15 protein-coding genes are annotated in these 19,247 nt (G+C 72.1%); all 15 read right to left on the reverse strand.

What is annotated here, in order from left to right:
* Nucleotides 1-38: 38 nt before the first annotated feature.
* The 15 genes from ABZV31_RS03775 to ABZV31_RS03845 all read right to left on the reverse strand — a co-directional run bounded on the left by ABZV31_RS03775 (nucleotide 39) and on the right by ABZV31_RS03845 (nucleotide 19,147).
* On the reverse strand, nucleotides 39-1,442 hold the full coding sequence (locus ABZV31_RS03775) for a nucleotide pyrophosphatase/phosphodiesterase family protein (protein ID WP_355887678.1): 1,404 nt from the start codon (nucleotides 1,440-1,442) through the stop codon (nucleotides 39-41).
* A 98-nt stretch (nucleotides 1,443-1,540) separates the two neighbouring features.
* Nucleotides 1,541-2,845: a TIM barrel protein gene (locus ABZV31_RS03780; protein ID WP_355887680.1), complete on the reverse strand. Its 1,305-nt coding sequence runs from the start codon at nucleotides 2,843-2,845 to the stop codon at nucleotides 1,541-1,543.
* A gap of 3 nt (nucleotides 2,846-2,848) precedes the next feature.
* Nucleotides 2,849-3,724, reverse strand: coding sequence for a TatD family hydrolase (locus ABZV31_RS03785; protein WP_355887683.1), 876 nt, complete (start codon nucleotides 3,722-3,724; stop codon nucleotides 2,849-2,851).
* Complete coding sequence (locus ABZV31_RS03790; RefSeq protein WP_355887685.1) at nucleotides 3,724-4,422, reverse strand: EboA domain-containing protein; 699 nt, start codon at nucleotides 4,420-4,422, stop codon at nucleotides 3,724-3,726. The genes ABZV31_RS03785 and ABZV31_RS03790 overlap by 1 nt, the downstream gene beginning before the upstream one ends.
* Complete coding sequence (locus ABZV31_RS03795) at nucleotides 4,419-5,579, reverse strand: TIM barrel protein (protein ID WP_355887688.1); 1,161 nt, start codon at nucleotides 5,577-5,579, stop codon at nucleotides 4,419-4,421. The genes ABZV31_RS03790 and ABZV31_RS03795 overlap by 4 nt, the downstream gene beginning before the upstream one ends.
* Nucleotides 5,576-6,574 (reverse strand): SCO3242 family prenyltransferase, encoded by a 999-nt coding sequence (locus ABZV31_RS03800; RefSeq protein ID WP_355887690.1) that lies wholly within the window; start codon nucleotides 6,572-6,574, stop codon nucleotides 5,576-5,578. Before ABZV31_RS03800 ends, ABZV31_RS03795 begins: the two co-directional genes overlap by 4 nt.
* Entirely contained in the window at nucleotides 6,571-7,713 is a 1,143-nt protein-coding gene (locus ABZV31_RS03805; RefSeq protein ID WP_355887693.1) for an inositol-3-phosphate synthase, read from the reverse strand. The genes ABZV31_RS03800 and ABZV31_RS03805 overlap by 4 nt, the downstream gene beginning before the upstream one ends.
* A gap of 86 nt (nucleotides 7,714-7,799) precedes the next feature.
* Complete coding sequence (locus tag ABZV31_RS03810; protein WP_355887696.1) at nucleotides 7,800-9,176, reverse strand: ThuA domain-containing protein; 1,377 nt, start codon at nucleotides 9,174-9,176, stop codon at nucleotides 7,800-7,802.
* 14 nt (nucleotides 9,177-9,190) lie between these two features.
* Nucleotides 9,191-11,707, reverse strand: coding sequence for a PQQ-dependent sugar dehydrogenase (locus ABZV31_RS03815; RefSeq protein ID WP_355887699.1), 2,517 nt, complete (start codon nucleotides 11,705-11,707; stop codon nucleotides 9,191-9,193).
* Between the two features lie 80 nt (nucleotides 11,708-11,787).
* Nucleotides 11,788-12,786: a sugar phosphate isomerase/epimerase family protein gene (locus ABZV31_RS03820; RefSeq protein WP_355887701.1), complete on the reverse strand. Its 999-nt coding sequence runs from the start codon at nucleotides 12,784-12,786 to the stop codon at nucleotides 11,788-11,790.
* 14 nt (nucleotides 12,787-12,800) lie between these two features.
* Complete coding sequence (locus ABZV31_RS03825; RefSeq protein WP_355887703.1) at nucleotides 12,801-14,084, reverse strand: Gfo/Idh/MocA family oxidoreductase; 1,284 nt, start codon at nucleotides 14,082-14,084, stop codon at nucleotides 12,801-12,803.
* Nucleotides 14,085-14,145: 61 nt separating this feature from the next.
* A complete protein-coding gene (locus tag ABZV31_RS03830; RefSeq protein ID WP_355887706.1) occupies nucleotides 14,146-15,186 on the reverse strand; it encodes a substrate-binding domain-containing protein in 1,041 nt (346 codons plus the stop codon).
* Between the two features lie 17 nt (nucleotides 15,187-15,203).
* A complete protein-coding gene (locus ABZV31_RS03835; protein WP_355887709.1) occupies nucleotides 15,204-16,223 on the reverse strand; it encodes an ABC transporter permease in 1,020 nt (339 codons plus the stop codon).
* On the reverse strand, nucleotides 16,220-17,758 hold the full coding sequence (locus tag ABZV31_RS03840; RefSeq protein WP_355887711.1) for a sugar ABC transporter ATP-binding protein: 1,539 nt from the start codon (nucleotides 17,756-17,758) through the stop codon (nucleotides 16,220-16,222). Before ABZV31_RS03840 ends, ABZV31_RS03835 begins: the two co-directional genes overlap by 4 nt.
* A gap of 207 nt (nucleotides 17,759-17,965) precedes the next feature.
* Nucleotides 17,966-19,147 (reverse strand): ROK family transcriptional regulator, encoded by a 1,182-nt coding sequence (locus tag ABZV31_RS03845; RefSeq protein WP_355887714.1) that lies wholly within the window; start codon nucleotides 19,145-19,147, stop codon nucleotides 17,966-17,968.
* Nucleotides 19,148-19,247: the final 100 nt, after the last annotated feature.

Below are 19,247 nucleotides of genomic sequence, written 5' to 3' on the forward strand. Positions count from 1 at the left end.
CTCCTCGGTGTCGGAGGGCGTTGTCAGTGGTGAGTGCTTCACTTATGACCAGTCGGATCGGAGAGATCCGAGGGATCCGACAGATCCGACAGATCCGAGGGATCCGACAGGTCGGGTGGGCCGGCCGGTCGGGCGAGACCGGCGAGGCGGAGCAGGAGTGACTTCACATCGGTGGCCGCGACGCGGTCGCCGACAGCGCGGGGGGTGGAGCAGATGAGGAGCGGACCGTCGTCGTCGCTCGTGGGAAGGCGGCCGTGGCTGCCGCGAATAGATGACGGGTCGAGGGGCACGACCGCCATGCGGTAGCGCAGGCCGAGCTTCTTGCGGGCCAGGGCGGTCGCGGCCCTGACCTTGACGTAGGGGTCGAGCGGATCCATGAACAGTTCGACCGGGTCGTAGCCGGGTTTGCGGTGGATCTCGACCAGCCGCGCGAAGTCGGGCGCGCGGGCGTCGTCGAGCCAGTAGTAGTACGTGAACCAGGCGTCCGGCTCCGCGACGGCGACGAGCTCGCCGGAGCGCGGATGGTCGAGGTGGTGGGTCTTCTTGCCCTCGTCGTCGAGAAGTTGCTCGATGCCGGGCAGGCCGTCGAGTGCGGCCCAGGTGGCCTCGAGGTCCTCGGGGCGGCGCACGTAGACGTGGGCGATCTGGTGGTCTGCGACGGCGAAGGCGCGGGATGCCATCGGGTCCAGGTACTCCATGCCGTCCTGGGTGTGCACCTCGAGCAGTCCGGCGCGGCGCAGGGCGCGGTTGATGTCCACGGGCCGGTCCGCTCGGGTGATGCCGTACTCGGACAGCGCGACGACGGTACGGCCCTCGGCCCGGGCGTCGTCCAGGAGCGGGGCAAGGGCGGCGTCCAGGTCGGCGGCCGCCTTGAGGGAGCGCGGATCGTCGGGGCCGAAGCGCTGCAGGTCGTAGTCGAGATGAGGAAGGTAGCAGAGCGTCAGGTCGGGGTGCCGGGTGCGCAGGACGTGGCGGGTCGCGTCGATGATCCACCGACTGGAGACGAGGTCGGCGCCGGGGCCCCAGAAGTGGAAGAGGGGGAACGTGCCGAATTTCTCGGCGAGTTCGTCGTGCAGAGCCGGTGGGCGGGTGTAGCAGTCGGGTTCCTTGCGGCCGTCGGCGTAGTAGATGGGACGAGGGGTGACGGTGATGTCGGTGTCGGCGCCCATGGCGTACCACCAGCAGATATTGGCGACCGTGTAGCCGGGGTACACGCGGCGGGCGGCGTCCCACAGTTTGTCGCCGGCGACGAGGCCGTTGTGCTGCCGCCACAGCAGGACGTCGCCGAGCTCGCGGAAGTACCAGCCGTTGCCGACGATGCCGTGCTCGGAGGGCATGGTGCCGGTCAGGAAGGTGGACTGGGCGGCACAGGTGACGGCGGGCAGGACGGTGCCGAGGGATGCCTGTGAGCCCTGCCGGCCAAGGGCTTGGACGTGGGGCATGTGACCGAGGAGACAAGGGGTGAGGCCAACGACGTCCAGGACGAGAAGAGGGCTGGGGCGGCCGTGGTCGGACGGGGGTGTCGGTGCCGGTTGGTGGGTCACGGCAGTTCCTTCAGGCCGAGGTCGGTCAACAGGCCCCGGGCGAGGGCGAGTTCGGCGGCGATGCCGTCGGCGAGATGAGCGCGTGCGCGGGGGCGAAGCTCGGGCGGCAGGGCCTGCCAGGTGTAGGTCTCGACCTCGAGGTGACGGGTGAGCGGGTGCGGGCCGCCGACGAGCCGGGTCAGGGCCGACTTCAGGACCGGGAGTGTGGAGGTGAGGGGCGCGGCGGGGGCCGCTTGCAGGGGGACGTGGAAGTGGGCACGCCAGGGCGCGGTGTCGGGCAGGGCGTGGCCGTCGAGGGCCTCGCCGAGGTCGTCGGTGCCGCGCAGACCGGTGGCGGTGACGGTGCGGGTCTGGTGCAGGAAGCGGGGTTCGTCGAAGGCGGCGAGGGCCTTGCGGACCTCGGGGAGATGGGGGTGTTCGGCGTGCAGGGCGGCGGAGAGCTGGGACTTGACGACGGGTACGCGGGCCCGGGCGAGTGCGTCCAGGGCGGTGTGCGGATCCTCGAAGGAGGTGGCGAGGTGGCAGGTGTCGACGCAGATACCGATGCGGTCGTGGCCGATCGCGGCGAGTGCCGCGAGGGCGTCACCGGTGGTCTCGACGCTGCAGCCAGGTTCCGGTTCCAGGCCGACGCGGATGGAGCGGCCGGTCAGCTCCTGCAGGGCGTCGAGGCGTTCGGCGAGGGCACGCAGGGCGGTGCGGGCGGTGGCGGTGCGGGCGGTGGCAGCGCGGTCGGTGGCAGCGCGGGCGGTGGCAGCGCGGGCGGTGGCAGCGCGGGCGGTGGCAGCGCGGGCGGTGGCAGCGCGGGCGGTGGCAGCGCGGGCGGTGGCCGAGGTGGTCCTCCCGGTTCCGGCGGGCGGGAGGGTGGTCCGCCAGGCGAGGGGCAGGGTGGAGATGCTGCCTTCGGTGACGTCGCCCGGGAGGAGGCCGGCGAGGACGCGGGCGAGGGCGGTGGTGTGGTCGAGGCGTTCCGGGTCGGCCCAGTCCGGCTTGTAGACGCGGTACTTGACCTCCTCGGCGCCGAAGCCCTCGTACGGGAAGCCGTTGAGGGTGACGACCTCCAGCCCCCGCCGGTCGAGTTCCGTGCGCAGGCCGCGCAGGGCGGACGGATCGGTGACGAGGGTGCGGGCGGCGTCCCTGGCGAGCCAGAGGCCGATGCCCAGGCGGTCGCGGCACAGGCGGCGGCGGATGGGCTCGCAGTGGTCACGGAGCTGGGCGAGAACGCCCTCGAGGGTTTCGGCGGGGTGGACGTTGGTGCAGTAGGCGAGGTGGACGGTGGAGCCGTCGGGGTGACGGAAGCGCATGGCTCACGCCTCCGGGGTGGCGGCGCCGTCCTCGGGGGTGCCGCGCAGAACGGAGTTGCCCTCGTGGGTGGCCTCCGTCGCGGCCACGTCGAGGCTCAGGCGGCCGCTGAGCCCGTAGAACGCGACCGGGTTGCGCCACAGCACCTGGTCGACGTCGTCGTCGTTGAAGCCCTCGGCGAGCATGAGGTCGCCGACCTTGCGGGTCTTGAGGGGGTCGCTCCGGCCCCAGTCGGCGGCGGAGTTCACCAGCACCTGCTCGGGCCCGTATGCGCGCAGGATCTCAACCATCCGCTCCTCGTCCATCTTGGTGTCGGGATAGACGGAGAAGCCGAGCCAGCAGCCGCTGTCCTTGGCCTCCTTGACGGTGGTCTCGTTGAGGTGGTCGACCAGGACGCGGTCCGGGGGCAGCGCCGACTCCCGGACGACGTCGAGGGTGCGGCGCAGGCCGGCGAGCTTGTCGCGGTGCGGGGTGTGGACGAGCGCGGGCAGTTCGTGCTCGGCGGCGAGCTGCAGCTGGGCGGCGAGGGCGGCGTCCTCGGCGGGCGTCATCGAGTCGTAGCCGATCTCGCCGACGGCGACGACCTGGTCCTTGACGAGATACCGGGGCAGTTCGTCGAGGACGGGGACGCAGCGCGGGTCGTTCGCCTCCTTCGGGTTCAGGGCGAGGGTGCAGTGGTGGGCGATGCCGTACTGGGCGGCGCGGAAGGGTTCCCAGCCGAGGAGCGAGTCGAAGTAGTCGAGGAAGGAGGCGGGCGAGGTGCGGGGCTGGCCGAGCCAGAAGGAGGGCTCGACGACGGCGCGGACGCCAGCGGCGTGCATGGCCTCGTAGTCGTCGGTGGTCCTGGACGTCATGTGGATGTGGGGGTCGAAGATGCGCATCAGGACTCCTTGCCGTGGGGGTCGACCGGGTCGTGCGGTGGGGTTGCGGACTCGGTCAGGGCCAGGACGCGGTGCAGGTCCTCGGGTACGGGACGGCCCGCGGCGGTGCGTTCGGCCGCGTAGTCGCCGAGCATGCGGGCGAGTTCGGCATCCCCGCGGGCGCGGCGGCGAAGATCCGCCACGCTGTCCACGGACACGCCCGTGAACAGGCACTTCAGGACGGCGTGCCGCCAGGGGTGGGGCGGCAGGTGCCGGGCGGCGTACGGGCCGACCGCGGCGGCGAGGAGCCGGGTGTCGTTGGTTCGCAGGGCGTCCTCGACGAGCGGGAGGGCGTCGGGGCCGGACACGATGTGCGGCAGGGCGTGCAGGACGGCGCGGCGCTCGTCGGCGGTGCCCTGACGGTAGACGCGGGTGAGGGCGTCCACATCGGCGCGGGCCGCGTGCAGGATGAGGACGCGGGCGGCGTCCGTGTCGGCGGGACCGCAGCGGCGGCCCGCCTCGGCGAGGCGCAACTCCCACACCGAGATCGGCCCGTGCATGCCGGGGTGGGCGGCGGCCTCGTCCAGGGCCGTGTCGAGCCAGGCACGGGCGGCTCCGCCGAGGCGAGCGCCCAGGTGGGCGTACAGCTCGTCCAGCGGGGTGAGGGCGAGGGCGGTGCCGGCCGCGGGGATTTTGGGCGTGCCGTGCGGGTGGGTCATCGGGTGCTCCCTTCGGGGGTGGCGGGAGGCTCGCCGGGGGGTGGGGCGACGGGCAGGGTGTCCGGTGGGACGGGCTGCCCGGCGGGCGCGGGAGGGACGGGCTGCCCGGCGGGCGCGGGAGGGACGGGCTGCCCGGCGGGCGCGGGAGGGACGGGCTGCCCGGCGCGCGCGGGAGGGACGGGCTGCCCGGCGCGCGCGGGAGGGACGGGCGGGGCGGCCAAGGTGGGCTGGAGCCGGTATTCGCAGGGCGGTAGGGCGGTCGCCGCTGCCCGGTGGAGGAACGGGAGGGAGAGTTCGGCGAAGTGGGGGCCGGCGTGGGAGTGGCGGGGCAGTTCCACGACGGTCAGGCCCCGGTAGCCGGTGGCGGCCAGGGCTTTAAGGACGGGAGGGAAGTCGATGTCGCCGTCCCCGAAGGGGAGGTGTTCGTGGACGCCGCGGCGCATGTCCTCGATCTGGACGTGGCGCAGCCAGGGAGCGGCGGCCAGGACGCAGTCGGCGGGAGGGAGGGGTTCGAGGCACCGGCAGTGGCCGATGTCGAGGGTGAGGCCGAGGTACTCGGGGTCGCCGAGGTCGCGGCGGAGGCGGTGGAAGTCGGCGAGGGTGGCGAGGAGGTGACCGGGTTCGGGTTCGACGGCGAGGGGGATGCCGACGGCGGTGGCGGCGTCCAGGACGGGGCCGAGTGCCTCGGCCAGCCTCTTCCACGCCGTGTCCTCGCCGGTACCCGGCGGAGTGATGCCGCTGAAGCAGTGCACGGCGTGGGCGCCGAGGTCGGCGGCCACCTGCACGGCCCGGAGCAGCAGGTCGACGCGCCGGGCGCGGTCGTCCGGGTCCGGGTCCAGGAGGGACGGGCCGTGTTTGCGGCGCGGGTCGAGCACATACCGGGCGCCCGTCTCCACGGTGACCTCCAGGCCGAGCGCGTCCAGCCGGTGCGCGACCCGGCGGGTGCGGGCAGCGAGGTCGGGGGCGAGCGGATCGAGGTGCATGTGGTCGAGGGTCAGCCCGACGCCGTCGTAGCCGAGGTCGGCGAGCAGGCCGAGGGCGTCGTCGAGGCGGAGGTCGGCGAGGCCGTTGGTGCCGTAGCCGAAGCGGAGGGGGGTGGAGCGGGCGGCCTTGTCAGGGGCCGGGACATTTCGGCGTGCGGGTGCCTGGGGGCTCATGTGACGCTCACCCTCCTCGCGAACGTCCGGGCGAGCGGGGCCAGGACCACGGTGAGCAGCGCGCTGACGGGGGCGCCGGAGCGGGCGGACAGCGCGGCCTGGAGCGGGATGGTGGCGCGGATGCCGCCGCCGACGGCTCGTTGGACGAGCGGGGGTGAGGGGTTGAGGGTGGCGTGGAAGTAGGGGCGGGTGGAGGTGGTGGCATAGGCGGTGGTGAGGAGTGCGGGTAGGGCGCCTCCCGGCGTGAGGGCTCCCCGTACGACGCCTTGGGGGGTGCGGGCTTGCCCTCCCTCGGGCGCGGCTCCCGTGGTGACGGCTCCGCTCGGCGCCTCCCCCGCGGTGCGGTGGGCGGACGTGCGACGACGCCTCAGCAGGCCGGTCAGCGCGGCGGACGTGGCCAGCCCCGCCAGGGGTGCCAGGGGTGAGCCGCCCCTGGTTTCCTGGCGCGACACTGCCGTGACCGCGAGGGTGTGGGTGCCGAGGAGGGCGGCCGACGGGAGCGCTGCTCGGGTGCGGCCCGCGGTGGCCGCGGCGCCGAGCAGCAGGTCAAGGCCACGGGCCGCCGCCATGGCGAACGGGCCGGCCGGGGTGCGCTTCAGGGCCAGGTCGTACGCCCAGACGGTGGCCGCAAGCGGAGCGGCGACCGCCAGCGCGGGGCGGCCGGCGCGCGAGGCCAGGGCCAGGCCCGCCGCCGTGAAGGCACAGGCTGCCGTGAGGGCCGCGGTGGGGTGGATGCGGCCCGAGGGGAGGGGGCGGTGCGGGCGTTCCGCCGCGTCCTCGGCGCGGTCGGCCCAGTCGTTGAGGGCCATGCCCGCCTCGTACAGGCACAGGGAGGAGCCGATGGCCAGCAGCGTGCGGGAGTCAGGGCGCGCCGAGACCGCGGCCGCGCCGGACAGTGCGTCGCCGGGGACGGTGAAGAGGGCCGGGAGGCGGAGCAGTTCGGCCCAGGCTCGTATGCCGGCCGGCCTCCTGGCGTCGCCCCTGCCCCGGCTCACCGCCGCTCCCCCGTCTGCCGGCCCCGCGCCCGCAGTCGCCGCGCCAGCCCCTCGAGATCCGCGTACTGCTCCGCCAGTCCCGACGGCCCCTCGCCGACCGGATCCTTGAAGTAGAAGCCCAGTTCGCGCAGCGGGCCGGACAGCCCCGCCTCGTGGGCGCGCGCGACCAGCCGGGCCAGGTCGAGGACGAGCGGCGCCGCCAGAGCCGAGTCGCAGCCCTGCCAGATGGTCTGCATGACCATGCGGGTGCCGAGGAAGCCGTCGAAGGCGATGTGGTCCCAGGCGGTCTTCCAGTCGCCGAGCGCGGGAACGTCGTCGATGTGGACCTCTCCCTCGGGCGTGGCGCCTAGGGTGTCGGTCAGGACGCGTTCCTTGCCGGCGTTCTTGGCGGCCGCCGCGCCCGGGTCGGCCAGAGCGGCACCGTCGCCGCCGCCCAGCAGGTTCGTGCCCGACCAGGCCCGCACCGCCAACGCGCGCTGGGCGAACATGGGGCCCAGGACCGAGCGGAGCAGCGTCTGGCCCGTCTTGCCGTCGCGGCCCGCGTGGGGCAGACCGCCGTCAGCCGCCGCCGACGCCAGCGCCGGGTGGTGCAGGCCCGTCGACGGGGTGAAGTTGACGTACGGGCAGCCCGCGCGCAGGGCGGCCGCCGCGTACAGCGAGCTCGGCGGCAGTGCGCCGGCCCTAACCGGGGGTTCGGTGGACGCCACGTTCACCACCACCGCCCGCGCCAGCCCGCACCGCCGTACGAAGTCCTGTATGTCCGCGGCGTATGCGCTGATCAGTTGCTCCTCGTCCCGTGTGTCGCCGGGAACGGGGCCGCCCGGCCTGATCTCCCTGTCGGCCGCGGCGAGTTCAGCCGCCATGGCGGCTGCGACTCCGTGGGGCAGCACGCCCCCGGCCGTCAGTGCCTCGGCGCGCTTGGGCAGCGGACAGTCCGCGGTGTCGTGACCGCCGAAGACCAGGGACGACAGGGCGGGCAGATGCGAGTCGGCGAAGAGGGGCGTCTCGGTGACCATGCCGGTGGGCGGGTGCAGGCCCGCGGTGACGGCGGCGCACCCGGCGACGACCGTCGTGGCGACGGAGCCGCGGGCCCCGACCAGCCAGACGCCGACGCGGGGTGGGGAGACGGACACGGACATGGGCAGCCTCCTTGGCGTACGCGAACTCCGGACGAGAAGTCGGGTGGACGGCGGGCGGGAGTCCGGCGTCCCCCGCCCGCCGCCGCTCAGTCGCCCTTCGCGGGCAGTTCCTTGATCCGGATGTTGCGGAAGGACACCTGGTCGTCGGCCCCGTGGTTCTGGATGCCGATGTGTCCGTCGCGCAGGCTCCGGGCCGGGTCGGTGTTGGTGAAATCGTTGATCTTCACGCCGTTGAGCCAGACGCGGAGGCGCTCGCCCTCCACGCGGATCTCGTACGTGTTCCACTCCCCCGGCGGGTTCAGCGCACGGTCGCGCTTCTTCAGGTCGGCGGACTGGAAGCCGTAGACGGCCCCGGTGGTCTTCTCGGGGACGTCCGTGGCGTCCATCTGGATCTCGTAGCCGCTGTCGACGGCCGACCACGGGTCGTCGGACGGCGGAAAGCCCACGAAGACACCGGAGTTGTCGTCACCGGCCACCTTCCAGTCGAGCTTCAGTGAGTACGAGGTGAAGCCCGACGCGGCGTACCAGAGCAGGCCCATGCCGCCCGTCGACGTCAGGGTGCCGTCGTCGTCCAGGGCGAAGGAGCCGGGGCCCGCCTGCTTCCAGCCGTCCAGCGAACCGGCCGTGCCGTCGAAGAGCGGACGGTAGCCGTTCTCGGGTCGGCAGTCCGCCCGGACATCGCCGATCGCATACCGAAGCCCGCCCAACAGGTGCCGGCGGAAGGCCGGTTCGGTGTAGGACTCCTTGGTGTGACCGCCGCCCGTGTAGAAGGCGCGGCCACCCTGGTAGGCCTGGCACCAGGCGATCGGATGGTCGCCGTTCATCGTGCCGCCGGTGTACGACGACTCGTCCAGCGAGGCCAGGACGTGGACGCGATCCCGGGGATCGGAGCGGTAGTTGTACCACTCGTCCGTACGGTCCCACGTCGGGCCCAGTCCCGAGGTGGCCGGATGGGCGCGGTCCTCGACGTTCACCGTCGCCGGCTGGATCGCCGGGTGCGACTGGAAGTACGCGCCGACGACGCCGCCGTAGAAGCCCCAGTCGTACTCGGTGTCGGCGGCGGCGTGGATGCCGACGTAGCCGCCGCCGTGGCGGATGTAGCTCTCGAAGGCCTTCTGCTGCGGCGGATCGAGCACGTCTCCCGTCGTGGACAGGAACACCACCGCGTCGTACCGCCGTAGGTTCGCGGTCGTGAAGGCGCCCGCGTCCTCCGTCGCGTCGACCGTGAAGCCGCCCGTCTCGCCGAGCTGCTTCACCGCTGCGATGCCGTCGGGGATCGAGTCGTGCCGGAAGCCGGCCGTCTTGGTAAAGACGAGCACCCGTTTGCCGTCCGCGGTATGCGATCTGCCGGTTTCGGTGTGCGTTGTACCGTCTCCGCTGTGCGACGCGGCGGGCCCCGACACGCAGCCGAGCAGCAGCGCCGCTCCCACGACCGCGGTCGCCAGTCGAGCGGTTGAGCGCATCACGTGTCCTCCCCTCAGCCCGTCGTGAAGGTGAAGTCGTCGACGTCGAACAGGGCGCCGTTGCCGGTGCTCCCCTTGAAGACCAGGTAGAGCGTCGTCGTGCCGCGCGGTGCGCGGGACATGTCGGCGGTGACGTCCTGGAAGTTCTCCCAGCCGCCGGTCACCGGCACGGTCGCCCTGGCGAGCAGGGTGCCGGTCGACGAGCCCGCGCGGACCTCGAGGGTGCCGCCGGCGCCGCCCGAGGCGATGCGCGCCGTGATCTTCTGGGCGTTGCCCAGGGCGTACGGCGTGAAGGAGATCCAGTCGCCGTTGTCGATGTCGCCGACCGTCTTGCCGCCGTGCGCGCTCGCCTTGGTCACGACGGAGACGCCGGAGCCGTTGCCGAAGTGCTCGGCCTGACGGTGCCGGGGCTGGGTGACGTTCTGGTCGTGCGAGGTGAGCGGGGCCTGGCCACCGCCTCCGCCGTCGGTGTACTCGGCGTCGAAGACGCCGAAGATGTTGGCGTTCTCGTCGTGGCCTCCGTCGGCGCTGGTCCGGATGGTGCCGGAGCAGCCGTTGGCGGAGGTCAGCGGGTGGCCGTGGGTGTCGTGGCCGAGGATGAAGGTGACCTTCACCTTCGAGCAGTCGACGTTCGCCCCGTCCTCCGGGTCGGTGACCTTCACCTTGAACGGGATCGCGTCACCGAAGTCGAACAGCTGGCCGTCGAGCGGGAGTTGCAGCATCACCTTGGGAGCGGTGTTGCCGACCACGATCTGCACGCTTGCGCTGCCCGTACGGCCGGAGGGGTCCTTCGCCGTCAACGTGGCCGTGTACGTGCCGTTCTTCTGGTACTTGTGCGTCGGGTCGGCCGTCGTCGAGGTCCCGCCGTCGCCGAAGTCCCAGCTGTAGGTGAGGGCGTCGCCGTCCTGGTCGCTCGTCCCCGCGGAGGAGAAACGCACCTTCAGCGGGGCCTGGCCCGAGGTGCGGTCGGCCGCGGCCTGCGCCACCGGCGAGTGGCCGTCGGTCGCGTTCTCGATGCGGTACAGGGCCGAGTTGTCGTCGCCGCCGAACCAGGCGGTGCCGTAGTCGAGTACGTACAGCGCCCCGTCCGGCCCGAAGGCCATGTCCATCACCTGCGTGCCGGTCCAGGGGAAGGAGTTGATCGACTGCACGGTGCCGCCGGCGTCGCTCACGATCCGCTTGATCCAGCGGCGGCCGAACTCCCCGGCGAAGAAGTTCCCGTCGTAGCTCTGCGGGAACTTCACCGGCGAGTCGAGCGAAGCGTCGTAGTGGTAGACCGGGCCGCCCATCGGGGATTCGGAGCCGTCGCCGAACTCGGGCACGGACGGGCCGTTGTACGGGATCCAGGCGGGCTGCGCCGGGGGCAGGTCGGTCAGGCCGGTGTTGTGCGGCGAGGTGTTCTTGGGCGCGTTGCAGTCGAAGTTCGCGCCGGACGTCTTCGTCGCGAAGTCGTAGTCCACGTAGGCGTCGTTGGCGCCCGTGCAGTACGGCCAGCCGAAGTTGCCGGGCCCGGTGACGCGGGCGAACTCGACCTGGCCGGCCGGTCCGCGCTTCGGATCCGCGGCACCCGCGTCGGGGCCGTAGTCGCCGACGTAGAGGATGCCGGTCTTCTTGTCGACGCTGAAGCGGAACGGGTTGCGGAAGCCCATGGCGTAGATCTCGGGCCGTGTCCTGTCGGTGCCCGGCGGGAAGAGGTTGCCGTCGGGGATCGAGTACGAGCCGTCGGCGTTCACCTTGATGCGCAGGATCTTGCCGCGCAGGTCGTTGGTGTTGCCGGCCGAACGCTGGGCGTCGAAGCCCGGGTTGCGGTCGGGCCGCTCGTCGATGGGGGTGAAGCCGTCCGACTGGAAGGGGTTGGTGTCGTCGCCGGTCGACAGGTAGAGGTTGCCCGCCGCGTCGAAGTCGATGTCGCCGCCGACGTGGCAGCACAGGCCTCGGGTGGTCGGGACGTCGAGGATCTTCTTCTCGCTCGCCGCGTCGAGGGTGCCGTCGGTCTTCAGGACGAAGCGGGAGAGGCGGTTGACGCCGTCGAAGGGCGCGAAGTCGGCGGCGGTGCCGGTCTCGGGGGCGTCACCGGCGGGGGTGTTCAGCGGGGGCGCGTAGTAGAGGTAGATGAAGCGGTTGCTGGTGAAGTCCGGGTCGACGCCGACGCCTTGGAGGCCTTCCTCGTCGTGGGAGTAGACGTCGAGCTTGCCCGCGAGCCTGGTGTTGCCGGCCGCGTCGGTGATGCGGAGTTCGCCGTCGCGCGAGGTGTGCAGGACGGAGCGGTCCGGCAGGACGGCCAGCGACATGGGCTCGCCGACCTCCGCCGCGCCCTTGGCGAGCGTGACCTGCTGGAAGTCCTCGGCGGCGGACGCCGCCGGGGCGGCTGCCGGGTCGGCGACGACTGCGCCGGCCCGGGGGGTGGTGAGGGTGAGGGTGGCGCCCGCCAGCAGTGCGGTGCTGAGCAGGGCGAGTGCCTTGCGGAAGGAGGGGCGTCGTCTGTGGATCTCGGTTCTGCCGGTGCTGGTGGTGCGGTCGTTCCCGTGCACGAATGCCTCCAGAATGGGGCCGGTTGTACGGGCGGGTGCGGTGCGCCGGGATGCGCCGTCATCCCGGAGGGCAGAAGAGGTCAGCTGCCGAACGCCGCGTCGAAGGAGGCCGACGGCGGCTCGAAGTCGTACGCCTTGAGGCGGGTCAGGGCCTCGGGCGCCCCCTGGAGCCGGTCCATGCCGGCGTCCTCCCACTCGACGGAGACGGGGCCCTGGTAGCCGATGGAGCGCAGCATGCGGAAGACGTCCTCCCAGGGGACGTCGCCGTGTCCGGCGGACACGAAGTCCCAGCCGCGGCGCGGGTCGCCCCAGGGCAGGTGGGAGCCGAGGCGGCCGTTGCGTCCGTCGAGGCGCTTGCGGGCCTCCTTGCAGTCGACGTGGTAGATCCGGTCGCGGAAGTCCCACAGGAAGCCGACCGGGTCGAGGTCCTGCCACACGAAGTGCGAGGGGTCGAAATTCAGGCCGAAGGCCGGTCGACGGTCGACTGCATCCAGTGCGCGGTGGGTCGTCCAGTAGTCGTACGCAATCTCGCTGGGGTGGACTTCGTGCGCGAACCGCACACCCTCGGCGTCGAAGACGTCGAGGATCGGGTTCCAGCGCTCGGCGAAGTCCTCGTAGCCGCGTTCGATCATCGCCTCGGGGGCGGGCGGGAACATGGCGACCAGATGCCAGATGGCGGAGCCGGTGAACCCGATGACGGTGTCGACACCGAAGGCTGCCGCTGCCCGCGCGGTGTCCGCGATCTCGGCGGCGGCGCGCTGCCGTACGCCCTCCGCATCGCCGTCGCCCCAGATCCGGGCGGGCAGGATCGCCCGGTGCCGTTCGTCGATGATGGCGTCGCAGACCGCTTGGCCGACCAGGTGGTTGGAGATGGCCCAGCACTTCAGGCCGTACTTGTCGAGGAGTTGGTGCCGGGAGGTCACATACGACGGGTCGGCAAGCGCCTTGCCGACCTCGAAGTGGTCGCCCCAGCACGCGAGTTCAAGCCCGTCGTAGCCGAAGTCGCGGGCGAGGCGACAGACCTCCTCAAGCGGGAGGTCGGCCCACTGGCCCGTGAAGAGCGTGAATCTGCGCGGCATCTGGCTCGGCCTCCTCAGACCGCTATCGGGGTGTACACGGAGTTCTTCTCGGCGCTCTCCTCCACCGCCGCGAGGACGCGCTGCACCTGCAGTCCGTCGGCGAAGGAGGGCTCCGGCCTGCGGCCTTCGGCGATCGCCTGGACCAGGTCGCGGGCCTGGTGGACGAAGGTGTGCTCGTAGCCGAGGCCGTGGCCGGGCGGCCACCAGGCGTCCAGGTAGGGGTGGTCGGGTTCGGTGACGAGGATGCGGCGGAAGCCGGCCCGGGCGCCGGGCTCCGTGCCGTCGTGGTACGACAGCTCGTTGAGGCGCTCCAGGTCGAAGGCCAACGAGCCGCGCTCGCCGTTGAGTTCGATGCGCAGGGCGTTCTTGCGGCCGGTGGCGTAGCGGGTGGCCTCGAAGGAAGCGAGGGCGCCGGAGGTGAAGCGGCCGGTGAACAGGGCGGCGTCGTCCACGGTGACCTGTCCGGTGCCGGACGACGAGACCGCGGTCAGGCCGCTGGTGGCTGCCACGGACAGCGGCCTGACCCGTACGAAGGTCTCGGTGAGCGCGGACACGCCGGCCAGCGGCTCCCCCGCCAGGTACTGCGCAAGGTCGACGATGTGCGCCCCGAGGTCGCCGATCGAGCCGGATCCGGCGAGTTCCTTGCGCAGCCGCCAGGTCAGCGGGAAGTCCGGGTCGACCAGCCAGTCCTGGAGGTACGTCACCCGCACGTGCCGCAGGGTGCCGAGCCTGCCCTCGGCGACCATCCTCCGGGCGAGCGCCGTGGCCGGTACGCGGCGGTAGTTGAAGCCGACCATCGCCACCTGGCCCCGCGCAGCGGCCTCCTCGGCGGCCTGCGCCATCGCCTCGGCCTCGGCGACGGTGTTCGCGAGGGGCTTCTCGCACAGGACGTGCTTGCCGGCGGCCAGCGCAGCCAGCGCGATCTCGGCGTGGCTGTCGCCGGGGGTGCAGATGTCCACGAGGTCGACGTCGTCCCGGGCGATCAGGGCGCGCCAGTCGGTCTCGGCCGCCGCCCAGCCGTGCCGGTCGGCGGCGGCGCGCACGGCGGCCGCGTCCCGGCCGCAGATCGCGGCGAGAACGGGGCGCCGGGGCAGGTCGAAGACGCGGCCCACGGTGCGCCAGCCCTGGGAGTGGGCGGCGCCCATGAAGGCGTAGCCGACCATGCCGACGCGCAGCGGCGGCCTGTCGACGGACAGCGGCACATGGCCGGCACCGCCGGGCCCGGCCGACGTGCCCTCGCCGCCGGCCCTGTCCGGCTTCTCGCTCTCCGCGTCTGCTGACTGCTGCGGCTGTCCCATGCGGAAGGTCCTCCTCGTCCTCGTCGTGGTGCGCCGTGGTGGGGGGTGCGGGCGGAACGTGTCACCTGAAGCCGGTGGGCATGTACTGGTCGACGTTGTCCTTGTCGACGACGGCCGAGTAGAGCGTGATCGTCGCCGGGATCTCGTATTCGGCGAGTCCGCCGACGCCCTTGCCCTGGCCGAGGGCGCGGGCGAGGTCGATCGCGGAGGCGGCCATGGTGGGCGGGTAGAGGACGGTCGCCTTCAGGACGCCGTTGTCCTGCTTGATGGCCTGGAACGCGGACAGCGCGCCGGCGCCACCGACCATCAGGAAGTCGTCCCGTCCGGCCTGTTCGATGGCGCGCAGCGCGCCCACGCCCTGGTCGTCGTCGTGGTTCCACAGGGCGTCGAACTTCGGCTGAGCCTGGAGGAGTTGGGCCATCTTTGCCTGCCCGGACTCGACGGTGAAATCGGCGGCCTGGCGGCCCACCTTTTTGATGTTCGGGTAGTTCTTCAGCGCGTCGTCGAAGCCTTGGGTGCGCTGCTTGGTCAGCTCCAGGTTGTCCAGGCCGGCCAGTTCGACGACGCGGGCGTTCGCTTTCCCCTTGAGCTTCTCGCCGATGTAGTGACCGGCGTTGAGGCCCATGCCGTAGTTGTCGCCGCCGATCCAGCAGCGGTAGGCCTGCGGGGTGTTGAAGATGCGGTCGAGGTTCACGACCGGGATGCCCGCGCGCATCGCCTTCAGGCCGACCTGGGTGAGCGCCTTGCCGTCGGCGGGCAGCACGACCAGTACGTCGACCTTCTTGTTGATGAGCGTCTCGATCTGGCCGATCTGCGCGGCGGTGTCGTTGGAGCCCTCGGTGATCTCCAGCGTGACGTCCGGGTACTTCTTGGCGCGGCTCTTGGCGTTGTCGTTGATCGCGTTGAGCCAGCCGTGGTCGGCCTGCGGGCCGGCGAAGCCGATCGTGACGTGCTTGCCGGGCTTGTCGTCGGCGGCCGGCCCGTCGTTGGCGGCCGACTTCTCGTCCTTGGGCTCGTTGCTGGTGCAACCTGCGAGGAGGGCACCGGCGGAGACGGCGGCGGTCCCGAAGAGCAGCCCTCTGCGGCTCGTGAGCTGTGGCATGGCGGTGAACCCTTTCCTCAGGTCGTGCTTGCGGTACGGCGCTGGACCAGCACGGCGGCGACGATGATCGCGCCCTTGGCGATCTGCTGGACGTCGCTCTGCAGGTTGTTCAGGGCGAAGATATTGGTGATCGTGGTGAAGATCAGGACGCCGAGCACCGAGCCGGTGATGGTGCCGCGTCCGCCGCTGAGCAGCGTGCCGCCGATGATCGCGGCCGCGATGGCGTCGAGCTCGTAGAGGTTGCCGTTGGTGTTCTGGCCCGAGCCGGACAGGATGATCAGCAGGAAGGCGGCGATGCCGCAGCACAGCCCGGACAGCAGGTAGAGGTACAGCCGCTGGCGGCGTACGTCGATGCCGGCGAGGCGGGCCGCCTCCGCGTTGCCGCCGACGGCGACCGTGCGGCGGCCGAAGGTGGTGCGGTTGAGCAGGAGCCAGCCAATGACGGTCACGACCGCGAAGACCAGCACGAGCGGCGGTATGCCGAACACGTAGGAGTCGCGTTCCCCGAGCTTCAGGATGCCGTCGACGGTGACGATCTGCGTCTTGCCGTCGGTGATCTGCAGGGCGAGGCCGCGCGCCGACACCAGCATGGCGAGCGTGGCGATGAACGGGACCATCCCGCCGTAGGCGATGAGCAGTCCGTTGACCAGGCCGCAGCCCAGACCGACGACCACCGCGGTGAACAGGATGCCGGCGAAGCCGTACTCCTGCGTGGCGACCGTGGTCGCCCACACCGAGGCGAGGGCGACGATCGCGCCGACGGACAGGTCGATGCCCCCGGAGGTGATGACGAAGGTCATGCCGACACTGACGACGCCGATCACGGAGGCCTGGGTGAGGACGAGTTGGAGGTTTCGGGTGTCGAGGAACTCCTCCGGTTTGGTGATCCCGCCGATGACGACCAGCGCGGCGAGCACCCCGAGGAGGGACAGGGTGCGGACGTCGGCGCGGGCCAACAGGCCGCGCCAGGCGGGGAGATGATCCGCTGTTGCCACCTTGTCGGTGCTGCCCCGGGGCGGGGACACGTGCTGCGTCATGACGCCGGGCTCCCTTCACTGGCCACGGGGTGTGCATCCATGACGAGGTCGAGTACGCGGTGTTCGTCGAGGTCGCGGGCGGGTGCGGTGTGCACGACGCGGCCCTCGCGCAGCACAAGGACGCGGTCGGCGAGGCCGAGCACCTCGGGCACCTCGCTGGAGACGAGCAGCACCGCGAGGCCCTCGTCGGCCAGTCGGCGGACGACTGCATACAGTTCGGCGCGGGCGCCGACGTCGACGCCCCTGGTCGGTTCGTCCAGCAGCAGCACCCGGCAGCCTCGTAGCAGCCAGCGGGCCAGGACGGCCTTCTGCTGGTTGCCGCCGGAGAGCGTGCGGACCGGCACGGCGGGGTCGTCGGGCCGCAGCGACAGCTCGCGGGTCGCCGCCCGCGCCGCGCCCCGTTCGGCGCTCCGGTCGATCCAGCCGACGCGCGAGAAGCGGGACAGGGAGGAGACCGAGACGTTCCGGGTGACGGACTCCAGCATGAGGAGGGCCTGCGCCTTGCGCTCCTCGGGGGCGAGCCCCAGTCCGGCGCGGACCGCGGCGCGTACGCTGCCGGGGCGCAACGGTCGGCCGTCGACCACGACGTGACCGGCGGTGGGCTTTCGCGCGCCGTACACGGTCTCCAGGATCTCGGAACGGCCGGAGCCGACCAGTCCGGCCAGCCCGACGATCTCCCCGGCGTGCACCTGGAGGTCGAGCGGCTCGAACTCGCCCTCCCGGGCCAGCCCCCGCACCTCGAGCACCGGTGTGCCGCGCGGCGGCGTCGCGGGCCGCTCCGGGAAGACGTATTCGACGTTCCGTCCCGTCATCAGTGCCACGACCTCGCGGGTCGGCGTCGTCCTGGCCGGCCGCCCGCCCGCGACGGCCCGCCCGTCCTTCAGGACGGTCACCCGGTCGCCGATGCGACGGATCTCCTCCAGGCGGTGCGAAATGTAGACGACGGCGACGCCGTCGGCGGTCAGATCGCCGACGATGCGGAAGAGGTTGTCGACCTCCTCCGGGTCGAGGGCGGCGGACGGTTCGTCCATCACGATGAGCCGTACGTCGTGGGACAGCGCCCGCGCCATGGACACGATCTGCTGCTGCGCCGCCGACAACTCCCCGACCAGACACGCCGGGTCGATCTTCGGATGCCCAAGCCGCCTCAGCAGAGCGGCCGTTGACGTGCGCGCCGCCTTTCGGCGGACGACGAAGCCGGCGGCCGTGGGTTCGTGGCCGAGGTGGACGTTCTCGGCCACCGACAGATGCTCCACCAGGTCGAGCTCCTGGTAGATGGTGGCGATGCCGAGGCGCATCGCGGCGATCGGCGAGCGGAGTGTGACCGGCTCGCCGCGCCAGCGGATCATGCCGGTGTCGGGCTGGTGGGCGCCGGCCAGGATGTTGATGAGGGTGGACTTCCCGGCCCCGTTCTGACCGAGCAGGCAGTGCACTTCACCGGCCTGGACGTCGAGGTCGACGCCGTCCAGGGCCCGGACTCCGGGGAACGACTTGGTGATGCCGGACATGCTGAGCAGCGGTGGTTCTGGTGCCATGTGGTTCCCCTCGGCGGGCATGCGGGCCTGATTCAGGGCGTCTCCACCTGCTGGGCAGGCGGTTTCCGGGCAGGGCAGAGCAGGGCGCTGTGCTGGTGAGCCGTACGGTCGCGTCTTCGAACGAGGGCTGACGAGGCCTTACGGGGGCTTACGGGGGCTACGGGGGCTTACGGGGGCTTACGGGCGCTTACGCGGGCGAGCGAGGGCTTACGCGGGCGAGAACAGGTGGTCGCTGATGAGCCGGGCCGCGCCGATGACGCCGGCCTTCTGGCCCAACTCGCCCAGGACGATGGGCAGGTTGCCGGTCGCCAGCGGCAGCGACTGACGGTAGACCTGGGTGCGGATCGCGGCGAGCAGGGTGTGGCCGAGGCCGGTCACCCCGCCGCCGATCACCACCAGGCCCGGGTTGAAGAAGGAGACGAGTGAGGCGATGACCTGGCCGGTGCGGGTGCCGCCCTCACGGATCAGGTCGAGCGAGGTGGCGTCGCCCGCGGCGGCCGCGGCGGCGACGTCGACGGCGCTGAGGCTGCCGTTGGTCTCCAGCCGGGACGCGAGCTCCGCCGACAGGCCCTGCTGGGCCGCCTCCAGCGCGTCGCGGGCGAGGGCCGCGCCGCTGAAGTGGGCCTCCAGGCAGCCCCGGTTGCCGCAGGCACACGGTCGTCCGTCGGGCACGGCCTGGATGTGCCCGATGTCGCCCGCGCTGCCCGTCGTACCGCGGTGGACCTCGCCGCCGACGACGATGCCGCAGCCGATGCCAGTGCCGATCTTGACGCAGAGGAAGTCGCCCACGGAGCGGGCGACGCCCGCGTGCTGCTCCCCCATCGCCATGAGGTTCACGTCGTTGTCGACCATGACCGGGCAGCCGAGTTCCTGGCTGAGTGCCTCCCGCACGGGGAAGCCGTCCCAGCCCGGCATGATCGGGGGCGCCACCGGGACGCCCTCGGGGAAGCGGACCGGTCCGGGCACGCCGATGCCGGCGCCGTCGAAGCCCTCCGCGAGCCCCGACGTCTTCAACTTCGCCGCCATGGTGAGGACTTGCTCGAAGACCGCGACGGGGCCCTCGCGCACGTCCATGGGCTGGTTGAGGTGCCCCAGCACCTCCAGTTCGGCGTTGGTGACCGCGACGTCGACCGAGGTCGCGCCGATGTCGACGCCCAGGAAGCGCAGGCCCGGCGCGAGCCGGACGTTGTGGGAGCGGCGGCCGCCGCGCGAGGCGGCGAGCCCGTCGGCGACGACCAGTCCCGTCTCCAGGAGCCGGTCCACCTCCACGGCCAGCTTCGACCGCGACAGGTCGACCCGGTCGCCGAGCTGCGCACGGGAGCTGGGTCCCCCGTCGCGCAGGAGCTTCAGCAGCCGGGCCTGGTGCGCGTTGGCGGGTCGTGCCGTCATGCGTCTCACGAGCCCCTCCCCGCCTCGATTCGGCCTGTACGCACCGGGTTCCGGCCACATCGCCGGCTTGCTTTCGAGGGGAACGTAGCAGCGGCTGCCG

The sequence above is a fragment of the Streptomyces sp. NPDC005202 genome, assembly GCF_040608235.1.
Taxonomy (GTDB): domain Bacteria; phylum Actinomycetota; class Actinomycetes; order Streptomycetales; family Streptomycetaceae; genus Streptomyces.

What these genes read in the sequence shown, in the direction of transcription:
- ABZV31_RS03805 (WP_355887693.1), bottom strand. Translation starts at nt 7,713, where the DNA reads ATGTCCGTGTCCGTCTCCCCACCCCGCGTCGGCGTCTGGCTGGTCGGG.
- ABZV31_RS03830 (WP_355887706.1), bottom strand. Translation starts at nt 15,186, where the DNA reads ATGCCACAGCTCACGAGCCGCAGAGGGCTGCTCTTCGGGACCGCCGCC.
- ABZV31_RS03840 (WP_355887711.1), bottom strand. Translation starts at nt 17,758, where the DNA reads ATGGCACCAGAACCACCGCTGCTCAGCATGTCCGGCATCACCAAGTCG.
- ABZV31_RS03780 (WP_355887680.1), bottom strand. Translation starts at nt 2,845, where the DNA reads ATGCGCTTCCGTCACCCCGACGGCTCCACCGTCCACCTCGCCTACTGC.
- ABZV31_RS03810 (WP_355887696.1), bottom strand. Translation starts at nt 9,176, where the DNA reads ATGCGCTCAACCGCTCGACTGGCGACCGCGGTCGTGGGAGCGGCGCTG.
- ABZV31_RS03795 (WP_355887688.1), bottom strand. Translation starts at nt 5,579, where the DNA reads ATGAGCCCCCAGGCACCCGCACGCCGAAATGTCCCGGCCCCTGACAAG.
- ABZV31_RS03835 (WP_355887709.1), bottom strand. Translation starts at nt 16,223, where the DNA reads ATGACGCAGCACGTGTCCCCGCCCCGGGGCAGCACCGACAAGGTGGCA.
- ABZV31_RS03820 (WP_355887701.1), bottom strand. Translation starts at nt 12,786, where the DNA reads ATGCCGCGCAGATTCACGCTCTTCACGGGCCAGTGGGCCGACCTCCCG.
- ABZV31_RS03825 (WP_355887703.1), bottom strand. Translation starts at nt 14,084, where the DNA reads ATGGGACAGCCGCAGCAGTCAGCAGACGCGGAGAGCGAGAAGCCGGAC.
- ABZV31_RS03790 (WP_355887685.1), bottom strand. Translation starts at nt 4,422, where the DNA reads ATGACCCACCCGCACGGCACGCCCAAAATCCCCGCGGCCGGCACCGCC.
- ABZV31_RS03775 (WP_355887678.1), bottom strand. Translation starts at nt 1,442, where the DNA reads ATGCCCCACGTCCAAGCCCTTGGCCGGCAGGGCTCACAGGCATCCCTC.
- ABZV31_RS03845 (WP_355887714.1), bottom strand. Translation starts at nt 19,147, where the DNA reads ATGACGGCACGACCCGCCAACGCGCACCAGGCCCGGCTGCTGAAGCTC.
- ABZV31_RS03785 (WP_355887683.1), bottom strand. Translation starts at nt 3,724, where the DNA reads ATGCGCATCTTCGACCCCCACATCCACATGACGTCCAGGACCACCGAC.